Genomic DNA, 20882 nt, shown 5'->3' on the forward strand with positions numbered 1-20882 from the left:
ATCACGGGATCCGGGCCGACCGGCAACGACGGATCAGGGCCGGCCCGGGATCGATCCGGTGCCGGGAGCGCGGCCCCCGGACCGCCCGGCAGCGAGAGACGCAGTCCGGGGCGCAGGAGCGAGCAGTGCGGACTCCGGTGTGCCCCGGAGTTCCCGGTGGTGTGCCACGGGCCGCGCCAGGGTCATTGGTGCGTCCTGGCGCGGCCCGGGGTGAGGTGGCGCGGTGCGGTCGGTCAGCTCTTGTCGAACTTCTTGAATTCGGCGCTGAAGCGGGAGGCCCAGGCGCCCTTGTCGACCTGGTAGGCGGTGATCATGGTGTTGGTGGTGTCGCCGTATTTGTCGAAGGCGATGGGGCCGGTGACGCCGTCGAAGGTCACCTTGTTCATGGCGTCGGCGACCTGCTTGCGGGCGTCGTCGGGGAGCTTGCCGTTGTGGGTTTCGACGACCTTTTTGACGGCCTGGATGACGGCCCAGGTGGCGTCGTAGGTGGAGCCGCCGTAGGCCTCGTAGCCCTCCTTGAAGCCGGCTGCCTTGTAGTCGGCGATGAATTTCCTGGCGGAGGGGAGTTCTTCGACGGGCTTGCCGACGGAGGAGGCGTAGTCGCCCTGTGCTTTCTTGTTCAGCTTGATGTAGTCGCTGCTGTACATGCCGTCGCCGCCCATCACGGGGGCGGCGACGCCGCCGTCCTTGAGCTGCTGGCTGAGGGGGCCGGAGGCGGGGTATTCGCCGCCGTAGAAGACCATGTCGGGTTTGGCGGACTTGACCTTGGAGACGACGGCCTTGAAGTCGCGGTCGTCGGGGCTGACGTGCTCGGTGCCGACGATCTTGCCGCCGAGTTTGGCGAACTGGTCCTTGAAGGAGGCGGCGAGGCCGACGCCGTAGGTCTTCTGGTCGTCGATGACGTAGGCCTTCTTGGCCTTCATCTTCTCCCAGGCGTACTGGCCGTCGAAGGCGCCCTGGACCTCGTCGGTGGTGGCGGTGCGGAAGTAGGTGGGGAACTGGCGGACGCGCTTGTTCTGCTTCCAGTCCTTGCCCTGGGTGAGGTCGGGGGTGGTGTTCGCCGGGGAGATCAGCGTGAGGTTGTTCTGCTTGGAGACCTGCTGCATGGACTGGGCGACGCCGGAGTTGAGGGGGCCGATGACGCCGAGGACGTCCTTGTCGCCGGCGAGCTTGGTGGCGTTCTGCTGGCCGACGTTGGGGAGGGCCTTGTCGTCGAGGGCTTCGAGTTTGAAGGTGATGCCCTTGACTTCGCCGGCCTTGTTGGCGGTGTCGACGGCGAGTTGGGCGGAGTTGCGGATGCCCAGGCCCAGCGCGGAGAGCTCGCCGGTGGTGGGGGCGTCGAGGCCGATGACGACCGTGGACTTTCCTTCGCCGCTCTGGTTGTCGTCGCCGCGCGAGCCGCACGCGGAGAGCGTGAGGGCGCCGGTGGTGACTGCGGTGGTGAGGATGAGCAAGGAACGGTGACGCACGATCAGTCCTTTCCCTGGCGCGGCCACGGCTGTCGCATGGCCGATTCGCTCGCCGGGCTGTACGGGCCGTACAGGATCCGTGCTGCAGCGCGCCCGGCGGCGCGGTGACTGGCGGTGACTCTAGAGCGGTGTTCGTCGCACCGGCAGAGGCGCTGAGCAGGATGTGACGCTCTTGTTATGACCTTCGATGAGCGTTTTGCCGTTATGGTCCTTACACCGGGGGACGAACGCGGTGCGGAGGGTGAACTCGCACTTCCACGGGGGGATGGGGCGTGCGGTGACGGAAGAGCGTCCGGATAGCGGACGCGGTGTGCACGGGGGCGCCGGGGGCCGTGCGGGGCACGGGAGTTGGGGCCGTCGCCGTGGGGCGCGTGTGTGACGCAGGGTTACGGCAATGCGTACGGCCCCGCTCCCGGGGTCCGGGTGCGGGGCCGTTGAAGGTGGGCCGGCGGTCCGCCGGCCGGTACGGGTCAGCTGCGGTAGATGTCGGCGTCCGTCTCGCGCAGCATGCAGGTCAGCCGGGCGGTGCAGACCCGCTTGTCGTCCTCGTCGGTGATGACGATTTCGTAGGTGGCCGTGGACCGGCCGCGGTGTACGGGGGTGGCGACGCCGGTGACCAGACCGGAGCGGGCGCCGCGGTGGTGGGTGCAGTTGAGGTCGACGCCCACCGCGATTTTGGTGGGGCCGCCGTGCAGCATGGAGCCGACGGAGCCGAGGGTTTCGGCCAGGACGGCGGAGGCGCCGCCGTGCAGGAGTCCGTAGGGCTGGGTGTTGCCCTCGACCGGCATGGTGCCGACGACGCGCTCGGGAGCGGCTTCGGTGACCTGCACGCTCATCCGCTCGCCGAGGTGTCCGGCGGAGAAGAAGGACGGCAGGTCGAGGCCGAGGCCGGCCCACTGGTCGAGGATCTCCTGCGGAAACTTGGTCGTGCTCTGCTCACCCATGCCTACGGCTCCGTTCGCTCGCCCGTGATCGTCGTCGATCCGTGCCTGTTCCTATCAGGCCGCTGAGCAAGCGCTCAGCGCGGGGTTGTCGTTCCCGCCGGCCGGCCCGGTGGCGGTCGGTCCTCGCGGGGGCTCTCCGACGGTCCGCTTCGGCTTGCTCACCACCCCGGTGGCGGTCAGTCCTCGTGGGGGCTCTCCAGGCGGATCACGATCGACTTGGCGGCGGGGGTGTTGCTGGTGTCGGCGGTGTGGTCGAGCGGGATGAGGACGTTGGTCTCGGGGTAGTAGGCGGCCGCGCAGCCGCGGGCCGTGGGGTAGTGCACCACCCGGAAGCCGGGCGCGCGCCGCTCGCTGCCGTCCGTCCACTCGCTGACCAGGTCGGTGTACGCCCCGTCGGCCAGGCCCCGTTCGCGGGCGTCGTCGGGGTGGACGAGGACGACGCGGCGGCCGTTCTTGATGCCGCGGTAGCGGTCGTCGAGGCCGTAGATGGTGGTGTTGTACTGGTCGTGGGAGCGCAGTGTCTGCAGCAGCAGCCGTCCTTCGGGGGCGGTGGGGTATTCCACGGGCGCGGTGGTGAAATTGGCTTTCCCGGTGGCGGTGGGGAAGCTGCGGCTGTCCCGGGGGGCGTGCGGGAGGGCGAAGCCTCCGGGGCGGGCGACCTTGGTGTTGAAGTCCTCGAAGCCCGGGACGACGCGGGCGATGCGGTCGCGGATCGTCGCGTAGTCCTTCTCGAACTCCTCCCAGGGGGTGCGGCTCTCCTGGCCCAGGACGCGGCGGGCCAGGCGGGCGACGATGGCCGTCTCGGAGAGCAGTTGGGGGCCGGCGGGTGCCAGGCGGCCGCGGGAGGCGTGCACCATGCCCATGGAGTCCTCGACGGTCACGAACTGCTCGCCGCCAGCCTGCAGATCGCGTTCGGTGCGGCCCAGCGTCGGCAGGATCAGCGCGCGGGCGCCGGTGACCGCGTGTGAGCGGTTGAGCTTGGTGGAGACGTGGACGGTCAGCCGGGCGCGGCGCACGGCGGCCTCGGTGACGTCGGTGTCGGGGGTGGCGGCCACGAAGTTGCCGCCCATCGCGAAGAACACCTTGGCCTGCCCGTCGCGCAGGGCGCGGATGGCGCGGACGACGTCGAGTCCGTGCTCCCGGGGCGGGGCGAAGCCGAACTCCTTCTCCAGGGCGTCGAGGAAGGCGGGGGCCGGCCGTTCGAAGATGCCCATGGTGCGGTCGCCCTGGACGTTGCTGTGGCCGCGTACGGGGCACACGCCCGCCCCGGGGCGTCCGATGTTGCCGCGCAGCAGGAGGAAGTTGACGACTTCCTGGATGGTGGGGACGGAGTGCTTGTGCTGGGTCAGGCCCATCGCCCAGCACACGATGGTGCGGCGCGAGTCGAGGATCATGGCCAGGGCGCGGTCGATCTCCGCGCGGGTCAGGCCGGTGGCGCGCAGTGTCGCGTCCCAGTCGTCGTCGGCGCGGGCCAGCTGGGCGAACTCCTCGAAGCCGTGGGTGTGAGTGCCGATGAAGTCCTCGTCGAGGGCGCCGTCGGTGTCGAGGAGGAGGCGGTTGAGGGCGCGGAAGAGCGCCTGGTCGCCGCCGAGGCGGACCTGGAGGAACAGGTCGGTGAGCGCGGTGCCGCCGCCGGCCACGCCGCGCGGGGTCTGCGGGTTCTTGAAGCGTTCCAGGCCGGCTTCGGGCAGTGGATTGATCGAGATGATCTTCGTGCCGCCGGCCTTGGCCTTCTCCAGGGCGGTGAGCATCCGGGGGTGGTTGGTGCCCGGGTTCTGCCCGGCGATGATGATCAGGTCGGCCTGGTAGAGGTCCTCCAGGAGGACGCTGCCCTTGCCGATGCCGATGGTCTCCGTCAGTGCGGAGCCCGACGACTCGTGGCACATGTTGGAGCAGTCGGGGAGGTTGTTGGTGCCGAATTCGCGGGCGAAGAGCTGGTAGAGGAAGGCGGCTTCGTTGCTGGTGCGGCCGGAGGTGTAGAAGACGGCCTCGTCGGGGGAGCCGAGGGCGGTCAGCTCCTCGCCGACGATGTCGAAGGCCCGCTCCCAGGTCACCGGCTCGTAGTGGTCGGCGCCCTCGGGGAGGTACATGGGGTGGGTGAGGCGGCCCTGCTGGCCGAGCCAGTAGCCGCTGCGGGTCGCGAGGTCGGCGACGGAGTGCTCGGCGAAGAAGTCCGGGGTGACACGGCGCAGGGTGGCTTCTTCGGCGACGGCCTTGGCGCCGTTCTCGCAGAATTCGGCGGTGTGCGGCTTGTCGGGCTCGGGCCAGGCGCAGCCGGGGCAGTCGAAGCCGTCGCGCTGGTTGACGCGCAGCAGGGTGAGGGCGGTACGGCGCACGCCCATCTGCTGCTGGGAGATGCGCAGGGCGTGGGCGATGGCCGGCAGCCCCACGGCGGAGTGCTGGGGTTCGCTGACCTGGGGCGCGTCCTGGACGGGGTCCGACGCGGGCGGCTTGCCTGCCATGGCGCTCTCCCTTGAGCCTGAAGTGCTGCTCGCTCCGCCGGGCGCGGCGGAGCGTTGCTGTACACAGCGGATCGTTGCTGTGCGCATCTGATCCTGTCACGGACGCGGGGGGTGGTGTAGGGGCGAGTGGGAGGCGTCCGCGGTGGGGCGGACGGGGCGGGCCGGGCGGTGTGCGGTGTCGGGCCGGGGTGGGTGCGGAGGCGGTGGCCCCGCCGGTCCGGAGCGGGTTCTGAGCAGCTCCGGGGCAGGTCCGGGGCAGGTCCGGGGCCGGGCCGCGGCGGGGAGCCGCGGCCGTCGCGGCGGGGATTGTCAGTGGGGCGTGGCAGGATCGGGGGCGTGGCAGCAAAGGCAGCGAAGAAGAGCGAAGCGACCGGCACCGAGGCGGCGGCGGGCGGCCGTCCCCGCCTGCTCCTGATGGACGGGCATTCCATGGCATACCGGGCGTTCTTCGCCCTGCCCGTGGAGAATTTCACGACCGTCACGGGGCAACCGACCAATGCGATCTACGGCTTCGCGTCGATGCTCGCGAACACCCTGCGCGACGAGGCGCCCACGCACTTCGCGGTGGCCTTCGACGTCTCGCGCAAGACCTGGCGGTCCGAGGAGTTCGCCGACTACAAGGCGAACCGTTCCAAGACCCCCGACGAGTTCAAGGGCCAGGTCGAGCTGATCGGCGAGCTGCTCGACGCGATGCGCGTCAAGCGGTTCGCGGTCGAGGGCTTCGAGGCCGACGATGTGATCGCCACGCTCACCGAGCAGGCCACCGCCCAGGGCTTCGAGGTCTCGATCGTCACGGGCGACCGCGACTCCTTCCAACTGGTCTCCGACGACGTCACGGTCCTTTACCCCACCAAGGGCGTCTCCGAGCTGACCCGCTTCACCCCGGAGAAGGTCTTCGAGAAGTACGGCCTGACCCCCGCCCAGTACCCGGATTTCGCCGCGCTGCGCGGCGACCCGTCGGACAACCTCCCCGGCATCCCCGGCGTCGGCGAGAAGACCGCCACGAAGTGGATCAACCAGTTCGGTTCGTTCGCCGAGCTCGTGGAGCGCGCCGAGGAGGTCAAGGGCAAGGCGGGCGTCAACCTCCGCGAGCACCTGGACGCGGTGAAGCTCAACCGCCGGCTCACGGAGATGGTGCGTGATGTCGCGCTGCCGTGCGGCCCGGCGGAGCTGACCCGCGAGGCGTACGACCGCGATGCGCTCACGGTGTTCCTCAACGGGCTGGAGATCCGCAACCAGGGCCTGCGCGACCGGCTGCACGCAGTCGACCCCGGAGCGGCCGAGGCCGCCGAGGAGGCCGCCCCGGCCCCGGGCGTCGAGGTGGACGGCACGGTCCTCGGCACCGGCGAACTCGCTCCGTGGCTGGCCGAACACGGCACCGGCCCGCTGGGTGTGGCCACGGTCGACGTATGGACGCTGGGCAGCGGCAGCGTTGCCGAGGTGGCGCTGGCGGCCCCCGCGGGCCCGGCCGCCTGGTTCGACCCCGCCCAGCTCGACGAGGCCGACGAGCAGGCCTTCGCCGCCTGGAGCGCGGACGCCGCCCGTCCCAAGGTGATGCACAACGCCAAGGGCCTGATGCGGGTCTTCGGCGAGCACGGCTGGCGCATCGAGGGCGTCTCCATGGACACCGCCCTGGCCGCCTATCTGGTCAAGCCCGGCCGCCGCTCCTTCGCGCTGGACGCGCTCTCCCTCGAATACCTGGGACGTGATCTCGCCCCGGCCGCGGCCGGCGACGGCCAGCTCGCCTTCGGCGCGGACGAGGAGGCCGAGGCGGACGCCCTGATGGTGCAGGCCCGTACGGTCCTCGACCTGGGGACGGCGTTCGAGGCGAAGCTGGCGGAGGTCGGCGCGGCCGATCTGCTGCGCGAGGTGGAGCTGCCGACCAGCGAGCTGCTGGCCCGGATGGAGCGGGCCGGTATCGCCGCGGACCGGGGCTGGCTGGAGCGGATGGAGCAGCAGTTCGCGGGGGCGGTGCAGCAGGCCGTCAAGGAGGCACACGCCGCCGCGGGCCACGAGTTCAACCTCGGCTCGCCCAAGCAGCTGCAGGAAGTCCTCTTCGGCGAGCTGGGCCTGCCCAAGACCAAGAAGACCAAGACGGGCTACACGACCGACGCCGACGCCCTGGCCTGGCTGGCGTCGCAGACCGACAACGAGCTCCCGGTGATCATGCTCAGGCACCGTGAGCAGGCCAAGCTGCGGACGACCGTCGAGGGCCTGATCAAGACCATCGGCGCCGACGGCCGGATCCACACCACCTTCAACCAGACCGTGGCGGCCACCGGACGGCTGTCCTCCACCGACCCCAACCTCCAGAACATCCCGGTGCGCACGGACGAGGGCCGGGCGATCCGCCGCGGCTTCGTCGTCGGCGAGGGCTTCGAGTCGCTGCTGACCGCCGACTACAGCCAGATCGAGCTGCGGGTGATGGCGCACCTCTCCGAGGACGAGGGCCTGATCGAGGCGTTCACCTCCGGCGAGGACCTGCACACCACCGTCGCCTCCCATGTCTTCTCGGTCGAGACGAACCAGGTCGACCCGGAGATGCGCCGCAAGATCAAGGCGATGTCCTACGGCCTGGCGTACGGCCTGTCGGCGTTCGGTCTCTCCCAGCAGCTGGGCATCCAGCCCGAGGAGGCCCGCAAGCTGATGGACAACTTCTTCGAGCGGTTCGGCGGGGTGCGCGACTACCTCCAGCGCGTCGTCGAGGAGGCCCGCGCCACCGGCTACACCGAGACCATGCTCGGCCGCCGCCGCTACCTCCCCGACCTCAACAGCGACAACCGCCAGCGCCGCGAAATGGCCGAGCGGATGGCGCTCAACGCCCCGATCCAGGGCACCGCCGCCGACATCGTCAAGATCGCGATGCTCCGGGTCGACGCGGCGATGCGGGCCGACGAGCTGCGGTCGCGGATGCTGCTCCAGGTCCATGACGAAATCGTCGTCGAGGTCGCCCCCGGCGAACGCAAGAAGGTCGAGGAACTGCTCCGCCGGGAGATGGCCGCGGCGGTCCAGCTGAGTGCCCCGCTCGATGTCTCGGTCGGCTCCGGCAAGGACTGGGAGTCGGCGGCGCACTGAGCCGGGAAGCGGGCCGGTGACGGCGCGGGCGCCCCGCGCCGCAACCGGCCACGCAGCCCTGCCGCAACCCGGCCCGCACCGCACCGAATCGCGGTCGGTTCGGGCCTGCTCGACGGTGGCCCGAAAGCGGTTGTCGCCCGACGCGTCATGGATCCTGTTCCCCCCAAAAGCGCTCTGCTTTGATCACTCCGTGATACGTCGTGTGGCCCGAGCCCTGGGCACCTATCTCTCCCGCAGCCCGGTCACGGCCGGCTATGCCGGACTGCTGTTGTCGACCCATCTGTGGTGCACTGCGGTGCTGTCCGCCGCGGAGGCACAGCGTGTGGTGCTCGGCGTCAGTACGAATCTGGACAACTTGCAGGACCATCCGGCCCGTGTGCTGGCGGGCAGCATGCTGTTCTTCGACGGCACGCTGACCGAGATCACCTCAGAGGCCTTCGCCGGCACGCTGATCACGCTCGGTCTCGGCGTCATCGTGTGTCTGGCGTGGCTGGAGCGACGGTACGGAGCGAGGCGTGCCTGCGCCCTCTTCGTGCTGGGGCATCTCGGTGCCACCCTGCTGACCATGCCGTTGATCCACGTGGCTCTCGCTCATGGCTGGTACCCGGACAGCGTCCGGCATGCCACCGACTTCGGCATCAGCTACGGGGCCGAGACGGTCCTTGCGACGGGGGCGCTCCTGCTGCGCCGGGCGCGGTGGCTCGCGGCGGCCGGTGTCGTCGCCTGGCCGGTGCTCGGCGGCGACTGGAGCGGGCCGCTACCCGACTTCACCACCGTCGGACATCTGCTGGCGGCCGCCATCGGCTTCGTCTGCGGAGCCTTCCTGCTGCGGGCCGCCCGGCGCGCCGCCCCGGCCGCGGTGCCGCAACCCGCCCCGGCACTGGTCGAGTAGGCCGACGAGCGTCGCGGGCGCGGGTAACCCGAAAGGCGCCCCGGGCGCCGAAGAGCACGGTCGGGGCGGTCAACGGACCATGCGCCGCGCCGGTCCGCCGGATGGCGGGGAGCGCGGCACGGCCGCGGCATGACTGAGCGTAAACGGCAGGCCGCCCCTCCTGGATCGATTCGGATCATTATGTGTCCGATGTTGGTGGTAGATGCCGGGCCCGAGTTGTCGTAGTGTCGCCTGAGTTGGAGCGCTGGGGAGCGCAACACCGCGTCAGGGCGCGGTAGGCAACGCGGAGGGGAACCACGTATGGCAGCCACATTCCGAAGGCGGCTCCGTAGGGGAGCGGCCTCGACAGCGGTGGCGGCCGTGGTGCTCGCCGCCCTGACCGCCTCTCAGGCACCCGCCGCCACCGAGGCCCCGGCCGCCAAGGGGCCCAAGCCCGCCCCACCCGCCGATACCCCCATCGACGGTGGTTCGGCGTACTTCACCGACCGGCCGCCCGTCCACCGGCCGGCACCGCCGCACGAGACGCACCACACCGGCCAGGGCCCCGTCCTCGGCACCGGGCCCGCCGAAGCCGGTCTGCCCGCCACCGTCCTGGCCGCGTACAAGAAGGCCGCCTCGACGGTCGGTGCGTCCGATCCGGGCTGCCGGCTGCCCTGGCAACTGCTCGCCGGAATCGGCAAGGTCGAGTCCGGACAGGCACGCGGCGGGGCGGTCGACGCCGAGGGCACCACCCTTCAGCCGATACTCGGCCCGCAGCTCAACGGCCACGGCTTCGCCCTGATCAAGGACACCGACGGCGGCCGCTACGACGGCGACCTCACCCACGACCGTGCCGTGGGCCCGATGCAGTTCATCCCCTCCACCTGGTCCAACGGCGGCCCCGACGGCACCGGTTGGGGCGCCGACGGCAACGGCGACGGCAAGAAGGATCCCCACAACGTCTTCGACGCGGCCCTCGCCGCGGGCCGCTATCTCTGCGCCGGCGGCCGCGATCTGTCCGTCCAGGCCGACCTGGACCGGGCGATACTCGGCTACAACGCGTCCGAGGACTATCTGCGGACGGTGCTGTCCTGGTACGCGTTCTACCGCAAGGGCACCCACGAGGTCCCGGACGGCCGGGGCGTCCTTCCGGTGCACCGCGACGGCACCGGCAGGTCCGGCGGCCACGGCGACGGCCGTACCGGCGACGCCTCGCACCCCCACCACAGCTCTCCCGCGCCCGGCCGGCACAAGGGATCCGGCGGATCCGGCACCGGCACGCCGAACCGCCCCGGCAGGCCCGGGAGTTCGGACGGCACCGGTCACACTCCGGGCGGCAATACGGGGACACCGACCCCGAAGCCCCCGAAGCCCCCGAAGCCCCCGAAGCCCCCGAAGCCCACCCCGAAGCCACCCACCGAGCCCGCCCAACTCACCACCCTCGAACGGGTCGGCGACAAGGACTTGAGCGCCACCGCCGGCACCGAGTTCGCCGCATCGCCGCGGGTGCGCGCCAAGGACGCCGCCGGCAAGGCCGTCGCCGGCGCCCCCGTCCGCTTCACCCTGCCCAAGACCACCGGCGCCCGGTTCCCCGGTAACGCCACCTCGGTCACCGTCCCGACGGACAAGGACGGCCTCGCCACCGCTCCCACGCTGCGTGCGGGCGAGGTGGCCGGTGCCTTCACCATCAGGGCCAGCGCCGTGGGCCGCACCGCCCCCGCCCTGGCCTTCGACGCCACCGTCAAGGCCAAGCCGGCGCCGAAGGCCGACAAGCTCCTGCGCACCTCGGACAAGGAGCTGACGGCGACCGCCGGACAGGCCTTCGCCGAGGACGCGGTCGAGGTCAAGGCGACTTACCGGGGCAAGATCGCGCCGGGCGCCGCGGTCACCGCGACCATGGTCACCGACGACCCGAAGCAGCCCGAGGAGAACGACAAGGGCCCCTACTTCAAGGACCCCACGGCCACCGGCGACGGCAAGGACAAGCCGGTCCGCACCCTCACCGGGCTCACCACCGACGCCCACGGCCTGCTGAAGCTCCCGAAGATCTACACCGATACGCACGCCGGTACGTTCCTGCTGCGGCTGACCACCGCCGACGGCGCCGTACTCACCATCGAGCTCAAGGTCGCCGCCCCGACCGGTTCCTGACCACACTCCCGGCCCGTCGCCGCGGCCGGTCCCGCACCCCGCGGGCCGCCGGTCCGGCATCGCCCCGGCCGGCCCCGGCACTCTGGCCGGGCCGACGAGCCGGGCCGCCCCACCGGGCCGACGAGCCGGGCCGGCCGCCGCGCCGGCCCCGCCACCGCCGTCCTGCCCTCCGTCCAGGGCAGGACGGCGGTGTCACGTGTTCTCATCTCGGCCGCCCGTTGCTACGGTGCCCCCGCCCTGACGCTGCATCAGCTCTCGGGAGGCCGACCATGCGCGCCCTGACAGCAGCCGCGGCCGGACTGGCCGCGGCGTTCGCCCTCGTGCTCACCCTCGCGGCGATCGGCGCACCCCACGGCACGACCTCGCCCAAGCCGCTGCTGACCACCGTCCCCAAGCACCCCTGAGGGAGGGACGCCACCGCCATGCGTCGCACTGTGCCCACTCGGGGGACCACCCCCGCGTCCCCGGCCGGCTCCGCCACCGCGGGCCCCGGCCGGCGCGGAGAAGCGCGAGGGATGAGCCGCCCGGCGAGCCTGGTGCTGCTCGCCCTCGCCGTCTTCCTCACCGCCCTGTCCCCGCTGATGCGGTGGTACGCCTTTCCGCGGCTCGCCAAGATCCCGCCCGGCCAGTACCAGGACATGGTCCTGGAGGCCAGGCCCGCCACCCTCCTCAACTACGGGACGATGAAGGCCGAGCGCGTCCCCCGGGTCACCATCGTGCAGACCCTCAAGGGCGATGTCGCCGCGTCCGACCGCATCGAACAGTCCGCGGGCCGCGACGTCGTCGTCTGGGACGCGCTGTCCTACGTCGTGGGTCCCGACGGCAAGATGGTCTCCGAAATCCCCGAGCGCTACCTCTTCGACGCACACTCCCAGGAACCCGTGCACGCCACCGGCGAGATGGTCGACGGCGACCGGGTGCACCGCGAGGGCATCGAGTACAAGTGGCCGTTCCTCACCGAGAAGCGCGACTACGCCTACTTCGACGCCCAGACCCGCACCTCGGCCCCCATCCACTACAGGGGCACCCGCACCTTCCACGGCCTGGAGGTCTACTACTTCGAGCAGACCGTCCCCTGGACCAAGGTCGCGTTCCCCAAGAAGATGCCGGTCAGGGGCATCACCCCGCAGTCCGTCGAGAAGATGGGCACCACCCGCTGGTACACCACCAAGCGGATGTTCTGGGTGGAGCCGGTCACCGGCGCGCCGGTCAACGGCCAGGAGATCCACCGGGAGGAGCTGCGCGGCGGCCAACTGCTGCCCGGGGGCGGCAAGGTCACCGCGTTCGCCGGCCATGTGAAGATGCGCGACGACTACATCGACTCCACCGTGGCCCTGGTGACCTCGCAGCGCACCCTCGTCCTGCTGCTCACCCGCTACCTCCCGTGGGGATTCCTGGTCCTCGGCGCCGCGTCGCTCGCCCTGAGCCTGCACCTCGAAGCCCGCGGCCGCCGCCCCCGCTCCCCGGCCGGCAAGGCGCCCGCCCCCGCGCCGCCGTCGTCCGGCGACGGCATTGTCAGTGCCGGCCCGTAACGTGAACACATGACGTCAGCGAGCCGCCTCCGCGCCCCTCCGGCCCCGTGCTCAGCCCCGCTTGAGGCGCGCCGAGGTGTGCCGGGTCGGCTGGGCCGCCGAAGGATCCTGTGGCCAGGGATGCTTGGGATAGCGCCCGCGCAACTCCGCGCGTACGGACCGGTATCCGTCCCGCCAGAAGGAGGCGAGATCCGCCGTGACGGCAGCGGGACGCCCCGCGGGGGACAGCAGATGCACCAGCACGGGAACCCGCCCGCCGGCCACCCGCGGCGACTCCTGCAGGCCGAACAGCTCCTGGAGTTTGACGGCCAGCACGGGCTGCTCACCCTCGTAATCCACCCGCACCCGCGAACCGCTCGGCACCTCGATGCGCTCCGGTGCCAGCTCGTCGAAGCGCGCCGCGTCGCCGGTGGCCCAGGGCAGCAGCCGGGCCAGCGCCTGCCCCGCATCGACCCGTGCCAGGTCGGCCCGCCGCCGCGCCCGGCCGAGCTCCACCCCCAGCCACTCCTCGACGCGCTCCAGCAGCGCCGCGTCCGACACATCGGGCCACGGCGCGCCCAGCTCCCGGTGCAAAAACGCCAGCCGCTGCCGCAGCGACACCGCCCCGGGCGGCCACCGCAGCAGACCGAACCCCTCCCGCCGCAGGCCCGAGAGCACCGCGTCCCGCAGCAGACCGGGGTCGGGCGCGGCCAGCGGCCGGGACGCCAGTTCGATCGCCCCCAGCCGGGTCACGCTCCTGGCCACCACGTCACCGTCCGCCCAGCGCACCTCCTCACCGGTGGAGTACAGCGCCCGCGCCGCGGCACATGCCGTCTCCTCATCGATCACCGCCGCGAGCCGCACCCGCGCCGACACCGCCGCCACCGGCCGGTCCGCCACCGCAACCGCCAGCCACGCCGCATCCCGCAGTCCCGATCCGCCGCCCCCGCCCGAGGGACCCGCGTGGTGCCCCCGTCCGGCCTGCGCCCCCGGGCCCGGCCCTGCCCCCGCCAACTCGGCGCCGGTCCCCGACGCCATGAGAAAAGTCCCGCCCCCGCGGGCGCGTGCCACCCGCTCCGGGAAGGCCAGCGCGGCAAGGAGCCCGGCGACCGCATCGTCGGTGACCGCTGCCGCCGTGCCGTCCCCGCCCCCGGTTCCGCTCCGGCCACCGCCGGGGACCGCAGCGGCCCGGCCACCCACGCCCCCGGCGGTGTTCCGGCTTCGCCCGACACCGTGCCCGGCGGCCGTCCCTCCGTCACCGGGCCCCGCGCCCGTCCCTCCACCACCGGGTCCCGCGCCCGTTTGCCTGCCACCGGGCTCCGCGCCCGTTCCACCGCCACCGGGTCCCGCGCCCGTCCCGGCCCCGGAGCCCGCGCGGGCGTCCGCGCCCGCCCCGGCCCGCGGCTCCCCGGCCGCCGACGCCAGGCGCCGCGCCTCCTGCCGCCACCGCGCCGCGTACGCATCGCCGCCCCGCCGCGCGGTGCGCCACGCGGCCGCCAGATCGTCCCCGTACGCCCGCGGCGGCTCCTCGCTCAGCAGGGCGACCACCTCCGCGGCGCGGCGCACGCCGACCTCGGGTGCGCCGTCCAGCAGGGCGCGCGCCAGCCGTGGGTGCAGCCCGAGCCGTGCCATCCGCACCCCTCGCGCCGTTGCCCGGCCGGTCCCGTCCACCGCACCGATCGCCGTCAGCACCTCCCGCGCGGCGGCCAGCGCACCGGCCGGCGGCGCGTCGAGCAGGGCGAGACCTGCGGCCGCCGGATCGCCCCAGCAGGCCGCCTGCAGGGCGAACGCCGTCAGATCGGCGACCTTGATCTCCGGATCGGGGAACGCCGGCAGCCGCCCGTCCTCGCCCTCCGACCAGCAGCGGTACACCACCCCCGGCGCCTCACGCCCCGCCCGGCCGGCGCGCTGACGGCCCGCGGCCCGGGAGGCCCGCACGGTCGTGAGCGCGCTGAGCCCCCGTGCATGATCCGTCCGCGGCACCCGCGCCAGCCCGCTGTCCACCACCACCCGCACGCCCGGCACGGTCAGGCTGGACTCCGCCACCGAGGTGGCCAGCACCACTCTGCGCAGGCCGTTCCCGCCCGCCAATACGGCGTCCTGCACCTCGGCCGGGGCCCGCCCGTGCACCTGCAGCACCTCGGCGTCCACCCCGGCCAGCTCCCCGGCGACCCGCCCGATCTCCCCGACACCAGGGAGGAAACACAGCACATCACCCGTCCGCTCGCGCAGCGCCCGCCGCACCACCGCCGCCACATGCGCCAGCAGCGCCGGATCGACGCGCATCCCGTGCGCCGGCCGCACCGGCCGCTCCGGCGGCGCCCACACGGCCTCCACCGGATGCGACACACCCGCCGCCTCGACCACCGGCGCCGGGCCCTCCGAGCCGCCCAGCAGCCGTGCCCAGCCCTCGGCATCCGTCGTGGCCGACGCCGCCACCAGCCGCAGCTCGGGCCGCAGGGTCTCCCGTACGTCCAGAAGGAACGCCGCGGAGGTATCGGCGTCGAGATGCCGCTCATGACACTCGTCGAGGATCACCACATCGACGCCCGCCAGCTCCGGATCGCGCTGCAGCCGCTGCAGCAGCACCCCGGTCGTCACCACTTCCACGGTGGTACGGGGCCCGGCCCTGCGCTCCCCGCGCACCGTGAACCCGACCCGGTCCCCGGTCTTCTCGCCCAGCAGCCAGGCCATCCGCCGCGCGGCCGCCCGCGCCGCGATCCGCCGCGGCTCGGCGACCAGCACCCGCCGCTCGGGCCCCTCGCCGGTCAGGCCCGCCAGCTCCAGCGGCACCAGCGTCGTCTTGCCGGTGCCCGGCGGCGCGCACAGCACCGCGGCACCGGGCCCGTCGAGGGCGGCGCGCAGCGAGGGCAGCGCGGTGCGCACGGGCAGCTGGTCAAGGGCGTCACGGCGGATCACGCCCCCAGTCTGCCGCCCCGGCCGGGCCCGCCGGCCGGCTGCCCCGGGGCAGCGCCACCCCGACTGCCCGTGCCTGCCCGGCCGGCCGCCTGCTCCGCACCGGCACCGCCGGTCCGCCACGCCGCACCGCCGGTCCGCCCGTACGGCACCGCCGGCCCGTCAGCCGGGCACCACCGTTCCGCTAAGGAGCCACTGCCGAGCACACGAAGATCGCCGTCCCCGGGATCAGATGCCCGCGCAGCGGGGACCAGCCGCCCCACTCCTGGGTGTTCCATTCCGGCCATTCCGGCTCGACGAGATCCTCCAGCCGGAACCCGGCCGCCACCACGTCCCGCACCCGGTCGCCCAGCGTCCGGTGGTGCTCGACGTACACGGCCCGGCCGGACTCGTCCTGCTCGACGTACGGCGTGCGGTCGAAGTAGGAAGCCCCCACCGACAGCCCCTCGGGCCCCGGCTCGTCGGGGAAGGCCCAGCGGATCGGGTGCGAGACGGAGAAGACGAACCGGCCACCCGGCCGCAGTACCCGGCGCACCTCGCGCAGCACCCGCACCGGATCGGCGACGAACGGCAGCGCCCCGTACGCGGAACAGGCGAGGTCGAAGCTGCCGTCGCTAAACGGCAGCGCCCCGGCGTCCGCCTCGACCAGATCGAGGGCGTCCTCGCCCGGCCCGCCGGCGATCCGCAGGGCGTGCTGCAGCTGCCGGTGGGAGAGGTCGAGTGCCACCGGGAGCGCGCCCTGCGCCGCCAGCCAGCGGGAACACTGCGCCGCGCCGGCTCCGATCTCCAGGATCCGGCGCCCCTTCAGCTCGGCCGCCGGCCCGAGCAGCGCGGCGTCCGCCTCGTCCAGCCCCTCGGGGCCCCAGACGAACCGGTCGTCCCCGAGGAAGGCGCCGTGCTCGCTCTGGTACTCGTCCGCGTTGCTGTCCCACCAGCCCCGGCTGGCCCGGCTGCTTTCGGTGTCCGAGGCGTCACGGCGAGTCGCCTCCGGCTCGTGCTCTTGGTTCATGGCGCCCGTCGTCGTAAGGTTCGCTCTGCTTGTCGCTGCAGGGGCTGTGAGGCCGTTCGACCTCGCGGAACATCGTGTGTGCCGGTTATGGGGCGTTTGCCCCCGGTGTGCGCGTTCGCGCATTGACCGGGTCCGGCTGCCCCCGTATGCTACAAGTTGCGCTGCGGGCTTGCGCGCCTCAGACGTAGCAGGCCGCGCTCGCATCTGTATGTATGTCCCCTCGGTTTTGAGGCGATCTCGGGTCGCCCAGGATGCTCAGGCATCCACGGGCTTCCGGCGAAGGCGTCTTTGACACTGTCCGGCTTATGCAGAGGCGATACGGGCTCTCGGCGTAGCAGTACCTACGACTTCAATGTCCGCACCGGAGCCTTTACCCACATGACGAGCAGCACCGAGACCACCGCCACCACCCCGCAGGTTGCGGTCAACGACATCGGTAACGAGGAAGCCTTCCTCGCCGCGATCGACGAGACGATCAAGTACTTCAACGACGGCGACATCGTCGACGGCGTCATCGTGAAGGTCGACCGGGACGAGGTCCTGCTCGACATCGGTTACAAGACCGAAGGTGTGATCCCGAGCCGCGAGCTCTCGATCAAGCACGACGTCGACCCCAACGAGGTCGTTGCCGTCGGCGACGAGATCGAGGCCCTGGTCCTCCAGAAGGAGGACAAGGAAGGCCGCCTGATCCTCTCGAAGAAGCGTGCCCAGTACGAGCGCGCCTGGGGCACCATCGAGAAGATCAAGGAAGAGGACGGGATCGTCACCGGTACCGTCATCGAGGTCGTCAAGGGTGGTCTCATCCTCGACATCGGCCTCCGTGGCTTCCTCCCGGCCTCCCTGGTCGAGATGCGCCGCGTCCGCGACCTCCAGCCCTACGTGGGCAAGGAGCTCGAGGCCAAGATCATCGAGCTGGACAAGAACCGCAACAACGTGGTCCTGTCCCGCCGTGCCTGGCTGGAGCAGACCCAGAGCGAGGTCCGCCAGACCTTCCTCACCACCCTCCAGAAGGGTCAGGTGCGCTCCGGCGTCGTCTCCTCCATCGTCAACTTCGGTGCCTTCGTGGACCTGGGCGGCGTCGACGGTCTCGTCCACGTCTCCGAGCTGTCCTGGAAGCACATCGACCACCCGTCCGAGGTCGTCGAGGTCGGCCAGGAGGTCACGGTCGAGGTCCTGGACGTCGACATGGACCGCGAGCGCGTGTCCCTGTCGCTCAAGGCGACCCAGGAAGACCCGTGGCAGCAGTTCGCCCGGACCCACCAGATCGGTCAGGTCGTCCCGGGTAAGGTCACCAAGCTCGTTCCCTTCGGTGCGTTCGTGCGCGTCGACGAGGGCATCGAGGGCCTGGTCCACATCTCCGAGCTGGCCGAGCGCCACGTCGAGATTCCGGAGCAGGTCGTCCAGGTCAACGACGAGATCTTCGTCAAGGTCATCGACATCGACCTCGAGCGTCGCCGGATCTCGCTGTCGCTGAAGCAGGCCAACGAGTCCTTCGGCGCCGACCCGTCGGCCGTCGAGTTCGACCCGACCCTGTACGGCATGGCCGCGTCCTACGACGACCAGGGCAACTACATCTACCCCGAGGGCTTCGACCCCGAGACCAACGACTGGCTCGAGGGCTACGAGACCCAGCGCGAGGCCTGGGAGAACCAGTACGCCGAGGCGCAGCAGCGCTTCGAGCAGCACCAGGCTCAGGTCATCAAGTCCCGCGAGGCCGACGAGCAGGCTGCGGCCGAGGGTGCTGCGGCGCCGGCGGCGCAGGGTGGCGGCCAGACCGGCGGCGGCAACGCCGGTGGCGGCGGCTCCTACTCCTCGGAGTCGGCGGACAACTCCGGCGCCCTGGCGTCGGACGAGGCCCTTGCCGCGCTCCGCGAGAAGCTGGCCGGCGGCCAGAGCTGAGCTCTTGCCGGTAGGCACTAGCCGATAGACGAAGGTCCGTTCCCTCAAGGGGAGCGGACCTTCGTCGTGTCCGGGGGGCGGGCGCAGGCCGAGGTGGCAGGTGCGGGAGCGGGCGAGGGGCCGGATCGGGACTGTCGACCGGGCCGGCGCCGGGGCCTGCGCGAGGCAGGGGGCTTCCACGTCGTCGGGCATCGGGAATGCCCGCGCGGGATCGTGCGTTGCCGCTGAGGAGAACGAGGAGGAGCAGTCACTGTGTTGGATCCCCAGGGTATGTACGAATGGGAGCCGGACGGGCTCGCGGAGGTGGAGGCGATTGCCTCCAGGGACTCCGCCGGACTGGTGCTGCTGTACCACTTCGACGGGTACATCGACGCCGGCGAGACCGGCGACCAGATCGTCGAGCGGCTGTTGGACGGCCTGCCGAACCAGGTCGTCGCCCGCTTCGACCACGACCGCCTCGTCGACTACCGCGCCCGCCGTCCGCTGCTCACCTTCGAGCGCAACCGCTGGACCGCCTACGAGACCCCGAGCATCGAGCTGCGGCTCGTACGGGACACCACCGACGCGCCGTTCCTGCTGCTGTCCGGGCCCGAACCGGACGTCGAGTGGGAGCGCTTCGCGGCCGCCGTGAAGGAGATCGTGGAGCGTCTCGGCGTACGCCTCTCGGTGAACTTCCACGGCATCCCCATGGGCGTGCCGCACACCCGCCCCGTAGGCATCACCCCGCACGGCAACCGGACCGATCTGATGCCCGGGCACGGCGAGTTCTTCGACGAGGCACAGGTGCCCGGCAGCGCGGAGGCGCTGATCGAGTTCCGGCTGGCGGAGGCGGGGCACGACGTTCTGGGCGTGGCGGCGCACGTACCGCACTACATCGCCCGGTCCGCCTATCCGGACGCTGCGCTGACAGCGCTGGAGGCCGTGACGGCGGCGACCGGGCTGGTGTTGCCGGGCGCCGCGCATGCGCTGCGTACGGAGGCGCTGCGGACGCAGGAGGAGATCGAACGGCAGATCTCGCAGGGCGATGAGGAACTGGTCGCGCTGGTCAGCGGGCTGGAGCATCAGTACGACGCGGTGGCCGGGGCGGAGAGCCGGGGAAATCTGGTGGCCGAGCCGGTGGAACTGCCGTCGGCCGACGAGATCGGCAGGGAGTTCGAGCGCTTCCTGGCGGAGCGCGAGGGCGACGGCGGCGCGGGCGGGGCGTGAGCGAGCCGGAGCCTGTTGGGGTGTGAGGGGGACGCGTGTGGGTGAGGTCCGAGCGTGGGTGAGGGCGCGGCGTGAGTGAGGGTGTGCTTGGGGGAGGCTGGAGGGGAGTAGGCCGGAGCCGTCTCCTGCGCTCCTGTCGTCCGGGCGCAGCGTATAGCGTGGGCCCATGGTGAAGGTGGGGCTGACCGGCGGAATCGGTGCGGGCAAGAGTGAGGTTTCACGCTTGCTGGCGTCGTACGGCGCGGTGGTGGTGGATGCGGACAAGATCGCACGCGAGGTCGTCGAGCCGGGCACGCCCGGACTGGCGGCAGTGGTCGAGGAGTTCGGCGGCGACGTGCTCGCGCCGGACGGCACGTTGGACCGGCCGAAGCTGGGCCGGATCGTGTTCTCCGACCCCGGGAAGCTGAAGGCGCTGAACGCGATCGTGCACCCGCTGGTGGGGGCGCGGTCGGCCGAACTCGAAGCGTCGGCCGGGCCGGACGCGGTGGTGGTGCACGATGTCCCGCTGCTGACGGAGAACGGCCTGGCACCGCTCTACGACCTGGTGGTCGTGGTCGACGCCGCGCCGCAGACTCAACTGGACCGCTTGGTGCGGCTGCGCGGTATGGCAGAGGAGGAGGCCACGTCACGGATGGGGGCCCAGGCCACCCGTGAACAGCGGCTGGCCGTCGCGGATCTCGTCATCGACAACGACGGGCCGCTGGACGCGCTGGAACCCCAGGTCCGCGCCGTCTGGGAGCGGCTGCGGAGCGACTGAGGCCGGAGGGTAACCTCGCCGCCATGACTGCTGCTTCCGATCTTGACGCCACGAACTCCGCGACCGGGCCCGCCCGCACCACGGAGCCGGGCTCCGGCCCCGGCTCGGTGGCCGAGTCCGCCGCACCGCCCGTCGCCGGTGACCCGGCGCCCCCCTCGTTCGTGGTCAGCATCCCCGGCATCGCGGATGCTGATCTGGAACCTGATCCGCTGGACCCCTCGCAGATCGTCGCCGGCGAGCCGGTGGTGACGGGCAAGGTGTTGTGGGAGTCCCCCGACGGGCAGCAGATCCGCGGGATCTGGCAGATCACACCGGGTGTGGTGACGGACACCGAGGCCAATGAGCTGTTCGTGGTCGTCAGCGGGCGCGCCACCATCGAGGTCGAGGGCGGCTCGGTGCTGGAGGTGGGACCCGGCGACGCCTGCGTCCTGCGCGAGGGCGACCGCACGCGGTGGACCGTGCACGAGACGTTGCGCAAGGCATACCACATCAGCCTGTAGGGAATCGGACCGGTGGCGAGCGTCGGACCGGTGGCGAGCGGCCGGCGGGCGCTCCTTCGCCGGCCCGGCCTCCCCGCACTCGCGAAGGGAGGCCGGGAGTCCCGGTTGAAGC

The 20882-nt window shown here is 72.0% G+C and carries 14 protein-coding genes; 9 read left to right on the forward strand and 5 right to left on the reverse strand.

The genetic code is table 11. The features are described from left to right. Positions 1-233: 233 nt before the first annotated feature. From D9V36_RS32690 to D9V36_RS32700, 3 genes are all read right to left on the reverse strand, one after another. Positions 234-1454, reverse strand: coding sequence for a branched-chain amino acid ABC transporter substrate-binding protein (locus D9V36_RS32690; RefSeq protein ID WP_129298842.1), 1221 nt, complete (start codon positions 1452-1454; stop codon positions 234-236). A 485-nt stretch (positions 1455-1939) separates the two neighbouring features. Then, entirely contained in the window at positions 1940-2413 is a 474-nt protein-coding gene (locus D9V36_RS32695; RefSeq protein ID WP_129296938.1) for a PaaI family thioesterase, read from the reverse strand. Positions 2414-2589: 176 nt separating this feature from the next. Then, positions 2590-4875: an FdhF/YdeP family oxidoreductase gene (locus tag D9V36_RS32700; RefSeq protein WP_129296939.1), complete on the reverse strand. Its 2286-nt coding sequence runs from the start codon at positions 4873-4875 to the stop codon at positions 2590-2592. 336 nt (positions 4876-5211) lie between these two features. Between D9V36_RS32700 and polA the strand changes: the two genes are divergently transcribed. From polA to D9V36_RS32725, 5 genes are all read left to right on the forward strand, one after another. Next, on the forward strand, positions 5212-7950 hold the full coding sequence (polA, locus tag D9V36_RS32705; protein WP_129296940.1) for a DNA polymerase I: 2739 nt from the start codon (positions 5212-5214) through the stop codon (positions 7948-7950). Positions 7951-8140: 190 nt separating this feature from the next. Beyond that, positions 8141-8842, forward strand: a complete 702-nt coding sequence (locus D9V36_RS32710; protein WP_241721129.1) for a rhomboid-like protein — start codon at positions 8141-8143, stop codon at positions 8840-8842. A 300-nt stretch (positions 8843-9142) separates the two neighbouring features. After that, entirely contained in the window at positions 9143-10972 is a 1830-nt protein-coding gene (locus D9V36_RS41535; RefSeq protein WP_206739760.1) for a lytic transglycosylase, read from the forward strand. A gap of 269 nt (positions 10973-11241) precedes the next feature. Beyond that, the gene (locus tag D9V36_RS32720; protein WP_129296941.1) at positions 11242-11376 is read left to right on the forward strand and encodes an SPW_0924 family protein; all 135 of its coding nucleotides are present in this window, start codon (positions 11242-11244) and stop codon (positions 11374-11376) included. A 111-nt stretch (positions 11377-11487) separates the two neighbouring features. Further along, entirely contained in the window at positions 11488-12504 is a 1017-nt protein-coding gene (locus tag D9V36_RS32725) for a DUF3068 domain-containing protein (protein ID WP_129296942.1), read from the forward strand. A 51-nt stretch (positions 12505-12555) separates the two neighbouring features. Here D9V36_RS32725 and D9V36_RS32730 read toward each other — a convergent pair whose 3' ends face one another. Together D9V36_RS32730 and D9V36_RS32735 are read right to left on the reverse strand one after the other, a co-directional pair. Continuing rightward, positions 12556-15402: an ATP-dependent RNA helicase gene (locus tag D9V36_RS32730; protein ID WP_129296943.1), complete on the reverse strand. Its 2847-nt coding sequence runs from the start codon at positions 15400-15402 to the stop codon at positions 12556-12558. A 181-nt stretch (positions 15403-15583) separates the two neighbouring features. Then, complete coding sequence (locus D9V36_RS32735) at positions 15584-16408, reverse strand: class I SAM-dependent methyltransferase (RefSeq protein WP_129296944.1); 825 nt, start codon at positions 16406-16408, stop codon at positions 15584-15586. Between the two features lie 378 nt (positions 16409-16786). Here D9V36_RS32735 and rpsA point away from each other — a divergent pair, with 378 nt between their 5' ends. From rpsA to D9V36_RS32760, 4 genes are all read left to right on the forward strand, one after another. Then, a complete protein-coding gene (rpsA, locus tag D9V36_RS32745; protein WP_129296945.1) occupies positions 16787-18307 on the forward strand; it encodes a 30S ribosomal protein S1 in 1521 nt (506 codons plus the stop codon). Positions 18308-18559: 252 nt separating this feature from the next. Further along, the gene (locus tag D9V36_RS32750; RefSeq protein WP_129296946.1) at positions 18560-19513 is read left to right on the forward strand and encodes a PAC2 family protein; all 954 of its coding nucleotides are present in this window, start codon (positions 18560-18562) and stop codon (positions 19511-19513) included. Positions 19514-19679: 166 nt separating this feature from the next. Next, positions 19680-20270, forward strand: coding sequence for a dephospho-CoA kinase (gene coaE, locus D9V36_RS32755; protein ID WP_129296947.1), 591 nt, complete (start codon positions 19680-19682; stop codon positions 20268-20270). Between the two features lie 23 nt (positions 20271-20293). Then, the gene (locus D9V36_RS32760) at positions 20294-20770 is read left to right on the forward strand and encodes a cupin domain-containing protein (protein ID WP_431357719.1); all 477 of its coding nucleotides are present in this window, start codon (positions 20294-20296) and stop codon (positions 20768-20770) included. The last annotated feature ends 112 nt before the right edge of the window (positions 20771-20882 follow it).

This window comes from Streptomyces lydicus, from assembly GCF_004125265.1.
Classification (GTDB): domain Bacteria; phylum Actinomycetota; class Actinomycetes; order Streptomycetales; family Streptomycetaceae; genus Streptomyces; species Streptomyces lydicus_C.